General features: G+C 38.9%; 16 protein-coding genes. 1 reads left to right on the top strand and 15 read right to left on the bottom strand.

Features of this window, described 5'->3' with window-relative positions:
* Positions 1-10: 10 nt before the first annotated feature.
* From AVFI_RS07045 to AVFI_RS07065, 5 genes are all read right to left on the bottom strand, one after another.
* Entirely contained in the window at positions 11-208 is a 198-nt protein-coding gene (locus AVFI_RS07045; protein WP_005419337.1) for a twin-arginine translocation signal domain-containing protein, read from the bottom strand.
* Positions 209-292: 84 nt separating this feature from the next.
* Entirely contained in the window at positions 293-895 is a 603-nt protein-coding gene (locus AVFI_RS07050) for a TorD/DmsD family molecular chaperone (RefSeq protein ID WP_011261957.1), read from the bottom strand.
* Between the two features lie 4 nt (positions 896-899).
* Complete coding sequence (locus AVFI_RS07055) at positions 900-2,576, bottom strand: 4Fe-4S dicluster domain-containing protein (RefSeq protein WP_054775267.1); 1,677 nt, start codon at positions 2,574-2,576, stop codon at positions 900-902.
* 203 nt (positions 2,577-2,779) lie between these two features.
* Positions 2,780-3,298, bottom strand: coding sequence for a DUF3306 domain-containing protein (locus AVFI_RS07060; protein ID WP_063658396.1), 519 nt, complete (start codon positions 3,296-3,298; stop codon positions 2,780-2,782).
* Positions 3,279-3,737 (bottom strand): DUF3305 domain-containing protein, encoded by a 459-nt coding sequence (locus tag AVFI_RS07065; RefSeq protein WP_005419342.1) that lies wholly within the window; start codon positions 3,735-3,737, stop codon positions 3,279-3,281. Before AVFI_RS07065 ends, AVFI_RS07060 begins: the two co-directional genes overlap by 20 nt.
* Positions 3,738-3,884: 147 nt before the next feature.
* Here AVFI_RS07065 and AVFI_RS07070 point away from each other — a divergent pair, with 147 nt between their 5' ends.
* A complete protein-coding gene (locus tag AVFI_RS07070; protein ID WP_017019603.1) occupies positions 3,885-4,706 on the top strand; it encodes a formate dehydrogenase accessory sulfurtransferase FdhD in 822 nt (273 codons plus the stop codon).
* 126 nt (positions 4,707-4,832) lie between these two features.
* On the opposite strand, the gene AVFI_RS07075 is transcribed toward AVFI_RS07070, so the two are convergent.
* The 10 genes from AVFI_RS07075 to AVFI_RS07120 form a co-directional block, all read right to left on the bottom strand.
* Positions 4,833-6,926, bottom strand: coding sequence for an HD domain-containing phosphohydrolase (locus tag AVFI_RS07075; RefSeq protein WP_188863378.1), 2,094 nt, complete (start codon positions 6,924-6,926; stop codon positions 4,833-4,835).
* Positions 6,927-7,065: 139 nt separating this feature from the next.
* Positions 7,066-8,229 carry a membrane-bound lytic murein transglycosylase MltC gene (mltC, locus tag AVFI_RS07080; protein WP_188863371.1) on the bottom strand — a complete coding sequence of 388 codons (1,164 nt, stop codon included), beginning with the start codon at positions 8,227-8,229 and terminating at the stop codon, positions 7,066-7,068.
* A gap of 241 nt (positions 8,230-8,470) precedes the next feature.
* Positions 8,471-10,366, bottom strand: coding sequence for a methyl-accepting chemotaxis protein (locus AVFI_RS07085; RefSeq protein WP_188863370.1), 1,896 nt, complete (start codon positions 10,364-10,366; stop codon positions 8,471-8,473).
* A 269-nt stretch (positions 10,367-10,635) separates the two neighbouring features.
* Complete coding sequence (pcp, locus tag AVFI_RS07090) at positions 10,636-11,274, bottom strand: pyroglutamyl-peptidase I (RefSeq protein WP_054775266.1); 639 nt, start codon at positions 11,272-11,274, stop codon at positions 10,636-10,638.
* Between the two features lie 11 nt (positions 11,275-11,285).
* Positions 11,286-12,191: a DUF979 domain-containing protein gene (locus AVFI_RS07095; RefSeq protein ID WP_054775265.1), complete on the bottom strand. Its 906-nt coding sequence runs from the start codon at positions 12,189-12,191 to the stop codon at positions 11,286-11,288.
* A gap of 9 nt (positions 12,192-12,200) precedes the next feature.
* Complete coding sequence (locus AVFI_RS07100) at positions 12,201-12,878, bottom strand: DUF969 domain-containing protein (protein ID WP_005419355.1); 678 nt, start codon at positions 12,876-12,878, stop codon at positions 12,201-12,203.
* Positions 12,879-13,080: 202 nt separating this feature from the next.
* A complete protein-coding gene (locus AVFI_RS07105) occupies positions 13,081-14,325 on the bottom strand; it encodes an NRAMP family divalent metal transporter (RefSeq protein WP_065597459.1) in 1,245 nt (414 codons plus the stop codon).
* A gap of 81 nt (positions 14,326-14,406) precedes the next feature.
* Entirely contained in the window at positions 14,407-15,363 is a 957-nt protein-coding gene (locus tag AVFI_RS07110; protein ID WP_054775264.1) for a 5-oxoprolinase subunit C family protein, read from the bottom strand.
* Entirely contained in the window at positions 15,347-16,078 is a 732-nt protein-coding gene (pxpB, locus tag AVFI_RS07115) for a 5-oxoprolinase subunit PxpB (RefSeq protein ID WP_236782054.1), read from the bottom strand. The genes AVFI_RS07110 and pxpB overlap by 17 nt, the downstream gene beginning before the upstream one ends.
* Positions 16,078-16,818, bottom strand: coding sequence for a 5-oxoprolinase subunit PxpA (locus AVFI_RS07120; RefSeq protein WP_054775263.1), 741 nt, complete (start codon positions 16,816-16,818; stop codon positions 16,078-16,080). Before AVFI_RS07120 ends, pxpB begins: the two co-directional genes overlap by 1 nt.
* Between the last annotated feature and the right edge of the window lie 7 nt (positions 16,819-16,825).

Consider the following 16,825-nt stretch of genomic DNA (forward strand, 5'->3'; position numbering starts at 1 on the left):
TTATGCTCCGTTATAGGCTGTCGTAATAATCACGAATGTGTTGAGTTTCACGATATCCATCGCCTTTTTTCTCAACGTTTTTAGTTTCCGCTACTGTGTTTGCATTTGCAGTACCAGATACCGCTGCGGCTACTGAACCTGCGGCAGCAGCAGTTGCAAGGCCTTTCAGTAGGTTACGGCGGTTTAGGTCCGTTTTTTTATCGCTCATTCAATGCTCCTATGATTCCAATGTATTTGGAATGGGCTTTTGTTTTTATGGTTCTAATTCTCGTTAAATGAATTGATTTACGTACTATTGCACTTCTGTAATTTCAATTTCATTTGGGTTCTTAGCAAATCGTGTTTGCTCTACGCTGAAAAACGCCAGAGTCAAACTCACTACCGATTTGTAGAAATTTGCATGTTCAGCCTGTGTAATTTGATCACAAAGTGAAACAAACCAAGGTTGAATATGTCGATTAAAGAATCGCTGTTGCAGAACTTCTGCATCACCTGACTCGATAAGCATAGCCATTACTTCACATAGTGCTGAAATATGATCTTCTGGCTCTTTTACTTCTTCTGCACGCTCGAAACCAAGCTGCATTAGATCTTGTCGTAATGCGACTAATGGTTTTTCCATTAATGCACCAGCCATGTGCCATGAGCCAAACGGCATCACTTCACCACGGCCTACACCAATAAATAAGTTTTGATACTCATCTTCTAGTGCTTCTTGTTCTGAATTTTTTGCTGCATCTGAAATCACAGACCATGCTTTGCTCATTTCGTGGCTGTCATCGCCTTCGACTTCAATACCACTTAACCAATCAATCACATTTTGATCTGGTGCTACTCGGTATAAATGCGCTAATAAACCGTAGATTTCTTGTCGAATTTGTTGTTGTTCATTCATGCCATTACACCTTTAACTGTTTTTCAGGGTTTGCAGACAAATCGGTAAAGATGTCTCGAACTCGACAATCTTCACACATATATAGACGTTTAATTGATGCTTCGTCGTTGAAGTGAGGGTTACCCTGTAACTTAGAGCGTAGCATTTCAATCATTGATGCTGGCGCAAAAGGAGTACCGCAGCTAATACAGCATGCCGCGTCTTCTTTATGCACAATTTGTGTTTCTTGACGTGTCTCTTGGTTCCAGTTCATTTGAACTTTCATGCTTAACACTTTTTCTGGACAAGCACTTACGCAAAGACCACATTGAACACAATCTTGCTCAACGAATTTCAGTGTTGGTGAATCTGGATCACTATGAAGTGCACGTGTTGGACACACAGCGACACAACCCATGCACAAGGTACAATCTTTAGTTTCGCAACTGATTGTTCCGTATGGTGCGTGTGATGGTAGAGATTGGATCTCTGTGATTTCAATTTGGTTTGCTTTTGAGTCAGCAGCAAGGTGATCCAATGCACCCATTAGACGTTCACGCTTGTTACCTTTTAAAGGTGCGTCCATTACAGATAGCGGCGTATCAATCAGTGTCATCTCATTTAACGCTTCCATGTAAACCACTTGGATTCGTTGAGGATCTAAACCTAATTGAGTTAACAATGCTTGAGCAATTTCCACTTCTTGTGTTAGTACACGTTGAATGGTTTCTGGCATTCGGCGGCTTGCGATAAACAGAACTTGCGCAGCACCATTCACCAACGCAGAGAACCAAGTATCAATACCCACTGATAACAATTCATCAAGAACCACTGGAATAACATGGTCTGGCATGGTTTTAAGTGCCATTACATTGAAGTTCTCATGACGATCACTACAAAAAGCGATAATAGGAGTCTCTCCCCCCTCTTTTTTGTAGTTTGCTAATAAGCGAGTTGCAAAGTTTTGCGTTTTCTCTGCTTCTGGTAATGCGTAGCTGATCGCTTCTGTTGGACACGCAGTTGCACATGTACCAACACCTTGGCATAGGTATGGGTTAATTTGGATGTGGTGACCCGTTTGATCTGAACCTTCACTGGTTAATGCGCCAGCAGGACAAGCATCAACACAACGCTCACACCCTTTTACGCCACGTGAACTGTGTGCACATAACTCTGGGTTTAAGCGGAAATATTTTGGTTTATCAAACGTACCAACAAGACCCGGTAATTCATCAAGCACTTGTGCAAGTGTTGGATAACCACGGCCTACTGGGTAGTAACCTGGTACTGGCACTTGTTCTTTCATCACGCTATCTAGTTTCATATCTAAAACTAAATCAAAAGCGGTTTTTCCGATGGTTGTTTTGGCAAGGTTTACTCGCTCACCATTAACCACGCACTCAACATCAAACGCACCTAAGAAGCCTTTAATGGTGACCTCTTTTGCGTGATAAACGGTTTTGTCTGTTTTTTTATCTTGAGTATCTGATTCTGTCGATACCAATGTGATGCTGTTTAATTCAGAGAACTGCTCTGCTACATCAACAATGATGCTCGTAGGCCCGATAATGACCAAGTTACCACGGCTTTCGTAGCTCACCGTTGGTGGGATCAAGTTGTTTAACTCAACGGTTTGCTCAATAGCGAACTTACGCGCTTTGGCATTCGTTGTTTCTGATTGTGCTAAAAATTGGGTTAACATTGCTTCACCTATTCTTGACCCCATTCGGGCCTATTCAGTTCTATGACTGGTTTATAGGTTCTATATCGCAATATCCGTACCAACTTAATGGCTAATTATGAGAAATATTAATAGGTCGATTTGTTGATTATTTAGACTATTTGGCGGGAGTTATTTTTATACGGGACATTTTGTCTCAACTTGGTTCAAAATGTCCCGATTCTTTATATGGTCTTTTTTGTCTCACTTGGGTCAATATCGTCGCCTTTAACGTATTGATATTCATTATCATTTTCATTTGTAGCGTCAGTATCAAGAGCAATTTCTTCGTCTGAAATCTCCTCTTGTTCTTCTTCAGGCTCAACTAACCATTCACGTAATTTGCTTGCTGTTTCACTGTCCAGTTTTGGTGGTGTTGAGTAGTTTGGCTCATCTTCCATCGCAAATTCTGGATTCAAAAACATCTTACGAAGTGCTGCTTTTTTCAAGTTTTTGTCTACACCTTCAGCCATAAATTGACTGACGTTACTTGTGCCTGTGATAGTAACTAAATCTGCTTCGGTAGGCAGTTCAGGCTCTATCTCAGTTTCGCTTTCTTTTTCAACAGCAACACTCGGCTCAACAAGGGCTTGTGAATCTTCTACCGTGTCTGATTCAGTAGTTAATACTGGCTCATCACTGACTTCTTCACCCTGCTTAACCTTTTGTTTTCTTAAAGACCATCTACTTAGGAAGTTGCTCACTTGCGCGCCCCGCACCTTTACGTTTTTTCTTACGAACTTCTAATAACTCACCGTGTTTACCAATATAAGCTTCTAACCATGCTTGCATCGGTAGCGGCATTGCTGTTGAAAGGACTAAATAATCACCGTCCATATATTGTCCGATCATGCTTTGTGATGCAGTGATCATAACGGGTGTTAGTTGGTCATTATCGTTTTCAAAAGCAAAGAACAATTTAGGATCTTGCGAGCTTAGATTGAAACGATAATCCGTTCTTTCATCGCGGAAAATTTCTAAATCACGCTCAAACAGTGAAACATTATCTTGTGTCTCATTTACCTTCTCATAAAGATGAATATCACCAAGTCGCCATGACGGTGCACTCCAACGGCCAACCTGTTTGATTTCTTCAATCACTTCAAATTGTAATGGCCATTTGTTTTCTGTTTTCTGTTCCACAAGTTATCCTTCTTTTGATGAAGTTTTGTATTGCTATTTATACTCTAAAGCAAAGCTTGTACCAACCACACTTTCTTTTTTTACTCTATGGTATAAAATTTGCCTAACCTAGATAAATAATCAAATCTCATTCATTTGGAGCTTACTTTGAGCCAATCACCTAAAATAATTACTACTGGCACTGTACCAAAACAAACCATTTCTGTTGATGTTTATGATGAATATGGTGAAAAGCTAACAAAAGAGATCGCATGTGAACAACCTTTAACCGTAATGCTGAATTGGCAAGAAGTCGTGACGTTAATGACCCTTGGTGCTCGCCCTGCTGAATTAGTTTTAGGGTATTTAAAGAACCAACATTTTGTTACTGATGCTTCTCTTTTAGAATCGGTGATTATTGATTGGGAAACCAAAACGGCTGCAGTAAATACGAAAGAAACCACTGAACACGTTAAAGAAAACTTGAAGAAAAAGACAGTTACCTCAGGTTGTGGTCAAGGCACCATGTACGGCAACGTAATGAAGCAACTGGAAAACTATCAAGTACCACAAGTAACTATCAATCAATCTGATCTTTATGAATCATTAGAAGCGCTGACATATCACAACGATACTTACAAAGCGGCAGGTGCCGTTCATGGCTGTGCGGTGTGCAAAGACAATAAAGTGCTTTCATTTGTGGAAGATGTAGGTCGCCATAACGCAGTTGATACCTTAGCTGGTGAGCTATGGTTAAAACAAGAAGCTGGTGATGACAAACTCTTCTACACCACTGGCCGTTTAACGTCAGAAATGGTGATTAAAGTCGCTCAGATGGGTATTCCTGTTCTGCTTTCACGCTCTGGTGTAACTCAAATGGGGTTAGACTTAGCTCAAAAATTTGGTATTACCATTATTGCTCGTGCAAAAGGTAAGCGTTTCCAAGTATTTGCTGGACATGAAAAAATCAATTTTGATGTGAAAGGTTAAGTAGAGCTTAGGGGCTAGGGGCTAGAAAAAGCAGGTGCAAGGAAAAGCAGGGACGAGTAAGAGCGAAAAGCAGTTACTCGTCCCTAAAAACTAGTCCCTGCTCTTACTGCTCCCTAGCCCCTGCTCTTACTGATTTTTCTCAAAAATAGCTCTGAACTCTTCATGGTGCTCTAAGAATATATCGACAATCTTAGGGTCGAAAGAAACACCCTTTTCTTCTTCGATGATCTTAATCGCTACTTCATGGGTAAAGCCTTCTTTGTAAATACGCTTTTGTCGTAATGCGTCATACACATCCACAATACTTACAATTCGAGCTTCAATCGGTATCTCTTCACCCACTAAACTCAAGTACCCTTTACCATTCCATTTTTCATGATGGTAAAGCACGATATTTTTAGTTATCAAACTCAAGTCAGTATTCTTGATAATCTCGTAACCAATGTTTACGTGTTTTTTCATTACATCAAATTCATCAGGATCCAGTTTTCCCGGTTTCTTTAATATGTAATGAGGTATACCAATCTTTCCAATGTCATGCAGCGAAGCAATCATACGAATTTCTTCTACAAACGAGCTTGGCATGTTCAATAAATTAGAAAGATGCTCAGAATATACGTTGATTCGCTTGTTATGCTCACTGGTTTCTTCATCACTGTATAACGAGGCCATCTCCAATGATCCAATCAATGATTCGTTCATTCTTAAAAGACGAGCTTGTGCTTTTTTCTCTATATAAACTCGAGTTATCAACACGCCAATGATAAATAAGCTGACAAGTAGAACTGCGATTAGTAGCCAGAAATCATCTTTCTGATACTTTTCATTCTCATTGATATAGATGTTTTTAATCAAACGTTCATTATCTGATGATGTTGATATCAGATTAATGGCATTAAATAGTGCTTCATGCTCTTTCTTTACTGCGATATACACAGAGAATGTTTTGGTTAAGGTTCCTGCGGTTTTTAAATCATACATGTCATGGTTGATTGTATGATTCATTAATAAACGTTGGTCACCAAAAGCATAATCAACACGTCCGTCATCTATTGCTTCAATGATCTCTTCAAAGGTATCAAAAAAGACCATTTTCACATTTAATGTGTTGTTTTTTATATAATCGTAATAATAAGCGTTTTTTAACATCCCCACCGTCGAGTAGTTTATATCTGCAATACGAGATATAAAGTTCCTTTCTAACTTATTAAATACTGACAATTCAAAACTGTAATACGGTTTTGTTAGAAAATATTTATCTGTGATGCACTCATTTTCAAATGTTGATAATAAAACATCATAATCTTTACACTCGCCAACACTTGGCTCAGTAAATGTGACCGAACCTTTAAATATTCGCTTAATACTGTCGAACAACGTAGGTGCAATGCCGTGATACTCTTCATTAACTAAGTAGCTTGCAGGAAACTCATTAACGCCATAACCAACACTGATGCTTGCTCCTTTAAGTTCATTATTCCCTTTAAAAAGATACAAAAAATAATCTTCACGGGATTGTTTAACAAACTCTTTTACTTCTTCAGATTTCAACTCTGTAAAGTATTTCACTAATATACTGTACAACTCAGATTGCGATTTTGGTATTGCAAATGACGTATATAAGTTATTCAACCTTGGTAAGTTTAATGTCGGAAATGCTTTGTCCGTTATCTCTTGTGTATCAGCAACAAAAGCGTCAATCTCTCCGGAATTAAGAGCGTTTATCAGCGAATTAACATCCGCAAATTTTACTGGCGTATATTGTATAGAGTCAGAGTATTGTTCAATAAAATTCGTAGTAGAAAACCAATCTTCAACTAAGCCAATTTTCTTATTATTTAAACTTACAAGGTCAATAATTTGATCCGTATTTTTGAAAAACACTTTAGTGCTAACACGATATAACGTTGGGACAAAAAAATAGTTTTCTTTTCGGTTTTCTGTATCAGCAAAATCTAAATAAGCCCCACTCTCTAAACGGTCAAACATTGCATGTAAATCATCAATGCCTTTTACTTTTAGTTGGAAGTTTGTATTGAGTTTTTTGTTAATATCTTGAATTAGGTTGCTGTACAGTCCTTTTGGTATCCCATCCTCAATAAAAAATAATCTTGAATTATAATCATCATTATAAAAAACGAAATCTTTATTATTTTGTATCCATACTTGCTCTTCCTTTGTTAAATCCATTGAAGAAACAAATGAAGAAAAAACACACATGATAAAAACGAAAAGTCGTTTCAATTTGCATACACCATAACAATCAATAAACACAAATAAGTGCAAAAAACGCACACTAACAAAGCACTCTGCAAATGTATAATGGAATTTATTGCACCTATCAATCAATAAAATTTATCTAACTTTTCTCATTAAATTCTTTTTGAAATTTAAGCACTTTTTCTAAATATCTACGAGCTTCAGCCTTAGGATGTTTGTTTGTTAACGCCCAATAAAGCTGATTTGGTTGCAAGCTATTTATCTCATCAATGGCTTTAGTTCTGCTTGGATCAAATGTTGAGAAAACGCCACCTGAGCCACCGTTATAAGCCGAGATCATACTATAATGCTTATTGGTTGGGTGTTTGATGTCTCTTAAATAACGATTCTTCAAAATATAGAAATACGCTGTACCTGTATCGATATTATGCGCAGGATTAAACAAGTACTCTTTTGTTGGGATCCCCGGCTTATTCTTAACTAATTTAAAGACATCCGCTCCTGCTGTTTTTGGGATCACTTGCATTAAACCATAAGCCCCAGCATGGCTTACAGCATAAGGGTTAAAGCTGCTTTCTGTCTGAATAATTGCATAAATTAAGTCGATTGAAATATCGTACTCTTTTGATGCTTTTTTAATTAAATCAGCATATTGGAATTCGCGTTGCTCTAAATGGTCATCAACCATAGAGATCTCAACGTAATACGCTTTGCCATTTTTAATGATTTTCGTTTGTAACTTATTTTCGATTAAGTAATCAGCATAACGCCCTGCTCGCCATGGCCATTCAATGTCTTTATTCTCTTGGTCTTTAATTTGACCAAGTAAGAATGGACGTCCACGCAGCGGAATTGATTTATCACTAAATAAATCCACATATGATGGGTCTGCTGGCATTAATACGGTGCCGATGATCGCTTTCTTCAACGTTTCTTTTGGTTGGTATTGAGAGATCGTCGAAACGTAAATTTTGCCTTTATCAAAATCGATATGTGCACGAGTTCTATAACCATCTAAATATTTTACGTAGCGATGCTTACCCGCTTCTAGAAACTCTTTATCTCCCCATGTTTTATGAACATGATTAGCAAGATTTTCTAACTGCTCTTCAATGCTTTGATTTGGTTTTGATGTGCTAGGTTTCCAAGAATCAGGCTTTGAAGTTGCACTATTGTTCGAGTTGGTAATGTCACTCTCACAATTGCATGAATTCGAGTTAGGTCTTTGGAAATTGCCATCAAAAATAGGCGTACAAGAGACTGTCGCTAAAGAAATAATAAAAGGAATTAATACGTTTTTCATCGATGTCCTAAATAGCGTATTGAATGGATTTTTCAATGCACTGGGATAGATTACACATTAGGTGTTACCAATAAGGAGGCGTATTTTACACATTGTTTATTTTTTTGGAATAGCATACGAAACAAACTTCATAAGTTTTTTTACAAGGTGTTGCCTTACACAACATTGGAAACAAAATCACACTTTTTTTGACGTAAAAAAACCGTCACTATTGGACGGTTTTTTACTGTTTATTAATAAGTTACAGTTTATATCGTTTAATTTCTTCTTCTAATGAATCAGCTAACGATTTTAATGACTCAGCCTGCAATGCTGCGGTCTCTGCCTCATGCGCCATTTGGTTTGCTACTTCCTGAACCCCTTCGGTATTTCGACTAATTTCAGCCGTAACACTTGACTGCTCTTCTGCAGCAGAGGCAATTTGAGTGGCCATATCGCTAATCACATTAATTTGCGCAGCAATATTCCCGATACTGACTCCCGCTTCATCAACGTCTTTTACGCTTGTTTCTGCCAAGTGATGGCTGTCCGACATGACTGAAACCGCTTCTTGTGTTGTTGATTGAAGTGTTTCTATCATGGCTTGAATCTCTTCTGTTGAAGTATGTGTTCGTTGTTGAGATAGAACTCGAACTTCATCAGCGACAACCGCAAACCCTCTGCCTTGCTCACCAGCACGTGCTGCTTCGATTGCTGCGTTTAATGCAAGTAAGTTTGTTTGCTCAGCTATCGAACGAATCGTAGCCAAAATTGAGCTAATTTTTAATGCGTGCCCGTTAAGATCTTCAATAATGCCTACTGCACTATTTACTTCACGAGCAAGGTTTCCGATAGATGCTTGGCTTTGATTTGCTTGATCGTGGCCTGTTTGTGTTAACCCCACCGCTTGCTCTGCCGATTTCGCTGTGTTTTCAGCATTTCCAGCAATCTCTTGTGTCGCACTCGCCATCTCAGTTACTGCAGTAGCAACCATGGTTATTTCATCTTGTTGATGACGAATATTTTGACTGCGTTGAACGGCTGAATCTGCACTTTCTGCTGCTGAGCGATTTAGCTCAAAGGTTATTTCACGTAAATTTGATGCCATCGCATGCAAGCGTGATACGAACTGGTTGAAGTTATCAGCTAACTTACCTACTTCATCATCCGATTTAACATTAATACGAACCGTAAGGTCGCCTTCACCATTTGCGATATCCGCTAACGCATCCGAAACCGTACCAAGCTCTCGTAATTGACGAGTTACAAGCCATCCTGTGAACATAGATACAAACAGTAAGATTAACGATCCAATAGACAGCAATTCAAAAAGCATCGAATTTAATGGCGCTTCTAATGTGTCTTTGTCCATCACCAAGGTAATTGCCCAATTGGTATTTGGAACCGCCGTTATCATGACCGCTTTCTCTTTCCCATTATCTTTGGTAAAGAAAAAACCATCAGATGCAATTTCATTACTTAAATTGTTAGCATCGAATCCATTGCCAAGTTCTGAAATTGGTTTTAACGCCATTTTCTCATTTGGGTGAGCAACAACGATTTTATTGCTCACATCCAGTAGCATGGCATAACCATTGCCTGGAACGGGAATATCAAGAACATCATCAATTAATGCCCCTAATGCCAAGTTAGATGCAGTAACACCGACAATACGCCCATTTTCACGAACCGGTTCTGTTAAGGTAACAACAAGAGCTTGCATAGTATGACTAACATAAGGTTTTGTTGTTATCCCCTTATTAGCTGCCAATGTTTCTTTGTACCAGCCACGAGTTCGAGGATCATACCCTGCTTTATTTAACGATGGATCTTGGCGTTGCATCACGCCATTTTCGTCACCGTAATAACTTAAACCAAAACCGCCTGATGTGAATGTCTGTTTTAAATGAGCAACCATATCCAAGTTAGGATCTCGCTCTATTACTTCTTTCATGGCAACAATCGCATCTTGACGACCTTTAAACCAATCGCCAATACCTAAGCTATAAGCCTTCGCTGTATTTCCACTTTCACTTTGAATGGCATCCCATGCTTGAGTTTTCATTGTCTGATACGAGAAAGTACCAAGAGATACAATGGTTAATACAATAAGCGCAAGACTCGTCAACACGAGTTTAGTTTTTAATGTTAGATGCATAATACGTCTACTTCTAATAATTTTAATTGGTGATATATGCGGAAACAGTAAAACGAACCTAGCCAACCTCGGTTTACTGACATATATCTCATAATTGAAACAAATAGTTACACTACGCATCATATAACATTCGACGCACATCAAAATGTGTTCATTTTCACAAACTTAACTGTCTATCTCGTTAAATCTCTTATAATTTCTTTCAGGCATAAAATACCTAAGAACAATTAACATTATTCTTAGGCTTTAAAAAAGTGAGGTAAATGCTCTTAACAGATCGTTCCTGCACCTTGTTGGATATCAGAATCGTTATCAATGATGACTTGCGCCGCTATAGCTAAACCTTCTGCAATTTGCTCAAGTTTCATCGTTGGTTGTGAACCATCAACCGATTGCTCTGGTAATAATGGAATATGTACAAAACCATGACGAACATTCGTGTCTTTTAAGTAATGTTGTATTCCATAAAACAGATGGTTACAGACAAATGTCCCTGCGGTATTTGAAACCGTGGCAGGTATGCCTTGCGCTTGAATTTCGCTGACCATTGCTTTGATAGGAAGCGTCGTAAAGTAAGCGTCTGGCCCACCAGCGACAACAGGTTCATCAATTACTTGGATACCCTCGTTATCAGGGATTCTAAAATCATCCACATTGATTGCAATACGCTCTGGTGTAATGGCTGCACGTCCTGATGCTTGACCCACAGTAATAACCGCATACGGTTGTTGCTCTTCAATTGCTTGTTTAACGGTTTCAATCGATTTGTATCGAACCACAGGAACCTGACAAATAACGATCTCACCGCCATTAAGCTTACGCCCTGCAATTAACTTAACCGCTTCCAATGCCGGATTGATTTTATCGTTACCAAATGGTTCAAAACCCGTAATTAAAATCTTTTTCATTGCCTAATTCCCTAAAACGCAAACAGATACATAAATGTAGTATTAATAAGTAACATGATAAAACCAGGAATAAACTGAGTAATAATCACTTGGTTTTTATTCTCTAACTCTAATAGTGCGGCAGGTACAACATTAAAGTTGGCCGCCATCGGTGTCATTAAGGTTCCGCAATAGCCAGAAACCATACCAAGCACACCAACGATCACTGGATTACCACCCATTTCAACTATGAGTAGCGGAATACCAATACCTGCAGTGATAACAGCAAACGCAGCAAACGCATTACCCATAACAATGGTGAAGATAGCCATGCCGAATGTATAAGCAATAACATAAGCTAAAACGCTACCATGAGGCACAATTTCTTTTACGATTTGTGAAACGGTATCACCAACACCCGCTTGACCAAACAGATAACCAAGTGCCGCTAAGAATTGCGACAAAATAGCCGCCCACCCAATGGTATCAATTAAACGACGACCTTCATGTATGCTTTGCATAGGTCGACATTTGGTCATTCCATTTGCAACTAATAAAGCCGCAACAGAGCTTATTCCTAAACCAATAAGCGCACTTTCACCAGTGACTTGGCTCCATAAAATGGTGCCGACAGGAACGATGATCGCAGGAAGAAATAGCATGTTTTGTAATGACTTCGCACTGGCTTTTCTAAATTCATTATCACTTGAATGATAAGAACCAATTCCCATTAGCCCAGCAGAAGCAATCAGTGTCATAAGTAACACCAAAACGCCGACAAACCAATCAGGTAAAATGCTTCCTAAACAGAAAGAAACACCATATGCCAACCAAAATAAACCTGTACCAATTGCTTTTGGATTTTCCTTATCCATAAAGCTTTGAACCGAAAAGGCAATTAATAATAAACCCGTTGCTTGATAAATATATTCTAACATGATGAATCCCTACTCTTGCTTACCAGCTTTTGCCAAACGCGAATCTTCTATCCATGCTCGAACATAAAACACAACACATGATGCCAATGCGGTTGGAATGGCCCACATAAACATATCGTTTAACGCTACACTGTAACCGTGTTCTTCCAACACGCCCTTGATAAGCAACAAACCACCAGCACCAATAAAGATCAGCTGACTAAAGAAGTTAGCAAAGTTTTCACTCATTGCAGCTAAAGCGCGCAAATGTTGTTTCTCTTTATTTGTTAATGGTTTTCTACCTTTTTCTGCTGCAGCTTCTGCCATTGGAGCAACCAACGGACGGATCATTGATGGGTGACCACCCAGATTCAAACCAAGTGCGTTTGTCACTTTACGTAATAATAGATACGTAAGCATTACACGACCTGCGGATGCTTGTTTGATTGAACCAATCAAGGTTTCTGCTCTTTCTCTTAATCCAAAACGCTCTAGAACCCCTATCATAGGTAGAACAAGAATGAATAAAGACATATAGCGGTTTTGCGTAAAAGAAGCCCCGAGGATTGATAAAATCTCGATAAAATCAATCTTAGCAACCAAACCGGTAACAATACCGGCAGTTAAAATAACTAATAAAGTGTTCAAGCGTAATGCAAGACCGACTGTGATGATTAAGACACCAATTAATGGCCAAAAATCAATCATATTACATCCTTATAAATAGTATCTTTACTCCCATAGCAAGATACAGTTAGTTTTTAAAATGGGTAAAACCAAACAACCCCAAAACGTTATAGGACGTTTCGGGGCATTTAACGAGTATATTCAAAATTAAGTAGATGAGAAGTTTTTAAATATTTTTTATTATTAATTTGTGCAAAATATTTAAGAAAGTGTGCCTCATAGGTTAAATAATCAACATATATAAGGTATATACACTCATTGCTGCCATCATTGCAGTAATTAACCACCCAAACACCGACATCCATAGCGGGTGCTTATAGTCTCCTACAATTTGCGCTTTCTTTGCCGCTATTAACATAATGCCTAAGGTAACAGGTAGAATAAATCCGTTTAGAGCACCAGCAACAATAAGAAGAACAACAGGCTTACCGATAAAGCAGAAGATAAAAGTAGAGATAACAATAAAACCAATAATAAATTTACGAGAGTGCAAATCAATCATCGGGTGTAATGTTTTTAAGAACGACACTGACGTATATGCAGCACCGATAACGGAAGTAATGGCCGCAGCCCAAAGAACTAAACCGAAAATTTTGTAACCTATATTACCGGCAGCGTGTTGGAACATTGATGCTGGCGGATTTGAAGGATCCAGAGTGACCCCTGTACTAATTACACCTAACGCTGCTAAAAACAAAATAACACGCACGATTGAAGCCACACTAATCGCAGAAACTGAACCTCGATTCACTTGTGGCAGCGCTTCTTTTCCTGTTACTCCAGCATCAATTAATCGGTGTGCCCCAGCAAAAGTAATATAACCACCAACCGTGCCACCAACTAACGTGATGATTGCAAGAACGTTTAATTTTTCAGGCCAAACTGAACGATACAATGCCTCTCCAATCGGTGGAGACGTTGAGAAAAGAACATACAGAGTCATTACTATTAATGCCGCACCCATTAAAATAGTAAAACGGTCCATCACTTTAGCGGCATCTTTTAACATAAAAATGGTTACAGCAATAACGGCACTGATTGAGGCCCCTACTATCGGAGAAATACTCGGGAATAACACGTTCATCCCCATCCCTGCACCACCAATGTTACCGATATTAAATGCTAACCCTCCTAGAGCTACGGTTCCTGCAATTGCATAACCTAAACCGGGAAGTAAATCATTTGCTATATCCTGAGCGCGTTTTTTGGAAACAACGATTACACGCCAAATATTTAATTGAGCACCAATATCTAAAATAATAGAAACCAGAATAACAAACGCAAAACTAGCCCCTAATGTTTGTGTGAATACTGTTGTTTGAGTTAAAAAACCGGGACCAACTGCTGAGGTTGCCATCAAAAAGGCAGCGCCCATTATCAATGACCAACTAACACCTGAACTTTTCGGTAGCTGTCCTTCCTTTGTGGACGCATTTGACGACTCACTCATGACTTTTTCTGATGACATATCATTTCCTTTTGTTATCACGTCACTGCATCCTTATTGTTGCAGTAGTTTCTCGTCTATCGACGATATTTATTAGAATTATTAAGAGTTATAAGAAGTAAAAAACTGACGTTGAATATGTAACTCTGCTTCTGCGTTATGCAGTTCTTTTTCGTAGAACTGAACCGTTGAACCCGGAACACATTGAGATAAACGACTAATATCAGCGTGTATTACACAGCCAATTTTCGGATAGCCCCCAATCGTTTGACGATCACGCATTAGTACAATAGGTTGACCATCATTCGGAATTTGTATTGCCCCAAGAGCAATCCCTTCTGAAATCAGGTTATTACGTTGACATTGAATGGCTTCACCAGATAGTCGGTATCCCATTCGATCAATGTTATTTGACACAGTATAAACCGTAGAAAAGAATTGTTCACGCTCTTCCGGTAAAAAATCATCATACTGATAACTCGGGATCACTCCTACCTTTATATGTTTACCATATGTGGGAATAAAACGATTTGGAACTTGTTTACGTAATCTTGGTTCTGAAAATACCGTTGATAACTGAGATACATCTACAGAGTAACGAATAAGTACGTTTGCTTTGAGTGGTTTACCATTTCCTTCGAGGCCGCCTAACCCATCACGAACCACTGTTGCTGTACTGCCTAAAATATTATCAATTTTAAATCCACCGCTCACTGATAAATAAGCTCGCAGCCCCGCACTCGCAGCCCCCATTTCAAGCTTATCACCTGAATTAATAGCATAACTCTGCCAAGGGACTATTGGGTTACCATTTAATTTGGCCTGCATATCCGCACCAGTTAATGCCATCGTGGTTGCAGCATAAAAAGTACAGCTAAATTGCCCTAGCGTGATTTCAATTTGAGTTGCATTAGGATCATTACCAAGTAACTTATTTGCCCAATCAAACGCATGTTCGTCCATTGGACCACCCGGAGTAACACCAACGGACTGGTGACCAAATCGTCCTTTATCTTGAAGTAATGCTAATGGGCCAGTGCTATTAATTCGTAAAGTCATTTATATCCCTCACAGACTCTGGTTCACATGGTAATTCACCACCCATTTCAATATAGGTTTCACGAGAAATTGAAACAAAGGTTACTTTCGCTCCCATCTCAAACAAGGTTAAGTTTTTACGATTAAAATCAATAAGGTTGACAGGCGTTCTTCCTATTATTTGCCAGCCACCAGGAGATGATTTTGGATATATAGCCGTTTGTTGTTCTGCAATAGCTAAACTTCCAGCTGGCACCATTAAACGTGGTGTGCTTTTTCTAGGCACATGAATTCTAGAATCCGTATTTCCCAAATAAGCAAATCCGGGAGCAAAACCTATGGCATAAACTCGATACGTTTGAGATGAATGTATTGATATCACCTCTTCAAAACTTAACCCTGTATGTTCACAAATCTCATCAGCATCAAGCGACACTTCTTTTCCATAATAGACTGGCAGTTCTATTTCTACTGTAGACTTACTTGATTGCATCTTCTGTAAATCAGAAGGTAGACACTGACGTAACTGCATCGTAAAACGTCGTAAATCTACACTAGAGGTGTCATATGTGATTAATATAGAAGTATATGAAGGAACAATATCGACGATAAGTGAACCGAGCTCTCGAGTAAAAAGAGTGACTGATTCAGCAATCATATCAGCGACTTCAGGACTGACTTTATCAGCAAAGGTAAGTAACAACGTCGATTCATTTACAGCGGATATTTTCATCATTACTCCGCCTTTGATTTTAATTTTTTTCGTAGATACTCAGCCGTAGAGACAGCAAAGGGTCCATCCCCATGAATACACAATGTATCTGCGTGTATTTTTATAATGTCGCCATTTAAGGTCGTTACACAGCCTTCATCTATTAATTGATTTGCTTGTTTTTGTATGGCTTCATCAGAGTGATGGCTTGAACCGGGAATACTTCTTGGAACTAAACGCCCTTGCTCGTCATATGCTCTGTCTACAAAGGCTTCAAACCAAAGTGTAATGCCATACTCATTCGCCATATCTACATAACGTTGATGATCAGGAACGGCCATAATAACCAAAGGTAACGTCGCATCATATCGCTTCAAGGCTTCTAATAACGTTTGAAGAATGGCGTCATTTTTCATCATTGCGTTATATAATGCGCCATGTGGTTTTACATAGCTCAATGTTGTCTGCTGACTTTGACAAACTCCTTCTAACGCACCTAACTGATAGATAAACAGCGCAGCTAAATCGTCTGAATCCATTGATATATCACGTCGACCAAAACCTTGAATGTCGTTATAGCCAGGGTGAGCCCCAATCGTCACGCCATGCGCCTTTGCCAGTGCAACCGTTTTCATCATGACACTTGGATCTGAAGCATGCATACCACATGCAATATTCGCCATATCTAACGCTGGCATCACTGCACTGTCATTACCTAATTGCCATAAACCGAAACTTTCGCCCATATCACAATTAATTCTCATTCCCTGC

Source organism: Aliivibrio fischeri ATCC 7744 = JCM 18803 = DSM 507, from assembly GCF_023983475.1.
GTDB classification, from domain to species: Bacteria; Pseudomonadota; Gammaproteobacteria; order Enterobacterales; family Vibrionaceae; genus Aliivibrio; species Aliivibrio fischeri.

Excerpts from the sequence above, each read along its gene's own strand:
- AVFI_RS07045 (WP_005419337.1), bottom strand. The coding sequence starts at position 208 with ATGAGCGATAAAAAAACGGACCTAAACCGCCGTAACCTACTGAAAGGC.
- AVFI_RS07050 (WP_011261957.1), bottom strand. The coding sequence starts at position 895 with ATGAATGAACAACAACAAATTCGACAAGAAATCTACGGTTTATTAGCG.
- AVFI_RS07055 (WP_054775267.1), bottom strand. The coding sequence starts at position 2,576 with ATGTTAACCCAATTTTTAGCACAATCAGAAACAACGAATGCCAAAGCG.
- AVFI_RS07075 (WP_188863378.1), bottom strand. The coding sequence starts at position 6,926 with ATGTGTGTTTTTTCTTCATTTGTTTCTTCAATGGATTTAACAAAGGAA.
- mltC (WP_188863371.1), bottom strand. The coding sequence starts at position 8,229 with ATGAAAAACGTATTAATTCCTTTTATTATTTCTTTAGCGACAGTCTCT.
- AVFI_RS07085 (WP_188863370.1), bottom strand. The coding sequence starts at position 10,366 with ATGCATCTAACATTAAAAACTAAACTCGTGTTGACGAGTCTTGCGCTT.
- pcp (WP_054775266.1), bottom strand. The coding sequence starts at position 11,274 with ATGAAAAAGATTTTAATTACGGGTTTTGAACCATTTGGTAACGATAAA.
- AVFI_RS07095 (WP_054775265.1), bottom strand. The coding sequence starts at position 12,191 with ATGTTAGAATATATTTATCAAGCAACGGGTTTATTATTAATTGCCTTT.
- AVFI_RS07100 (WP_005419355.1), bottom strand. The coding sequence starts at position 12,878 with ATGATTGATTTTTGGCCATTAATTGGTGTCTTAATCATCACAGTCGGT.
- AVFI_RS07105 (WP_065597459.1), bottom strand. The coding sequence starts at position 14,325 with ATGTCATCAGAAAAAGTCATGAGTGAGTCGTCAAATGCGTCCACAAAG.
- AVFI_RS07110 (WP_054775264.1), bottom strand. The coding sequence starts at position 15,363 with ATGACTTTACGAATTAATAGCACTGGCCCATTAGCATTACTTCAAGAT.
- pxpB (WP_236782054.1), bottom strand. The coding sequence starts at position 16,078 with ATGATGAAAATATCCGCTGTAAATGAATCGACGTTGTTACTTACCTTT.
- AVFI_RS07120 (WP_054775263.1), bottom strand. The coding sequence starts at position 16,818 with ATGAGAATTAATTGTGATATGGGCGAAAGTTTCGGTTTATGGCAATTA.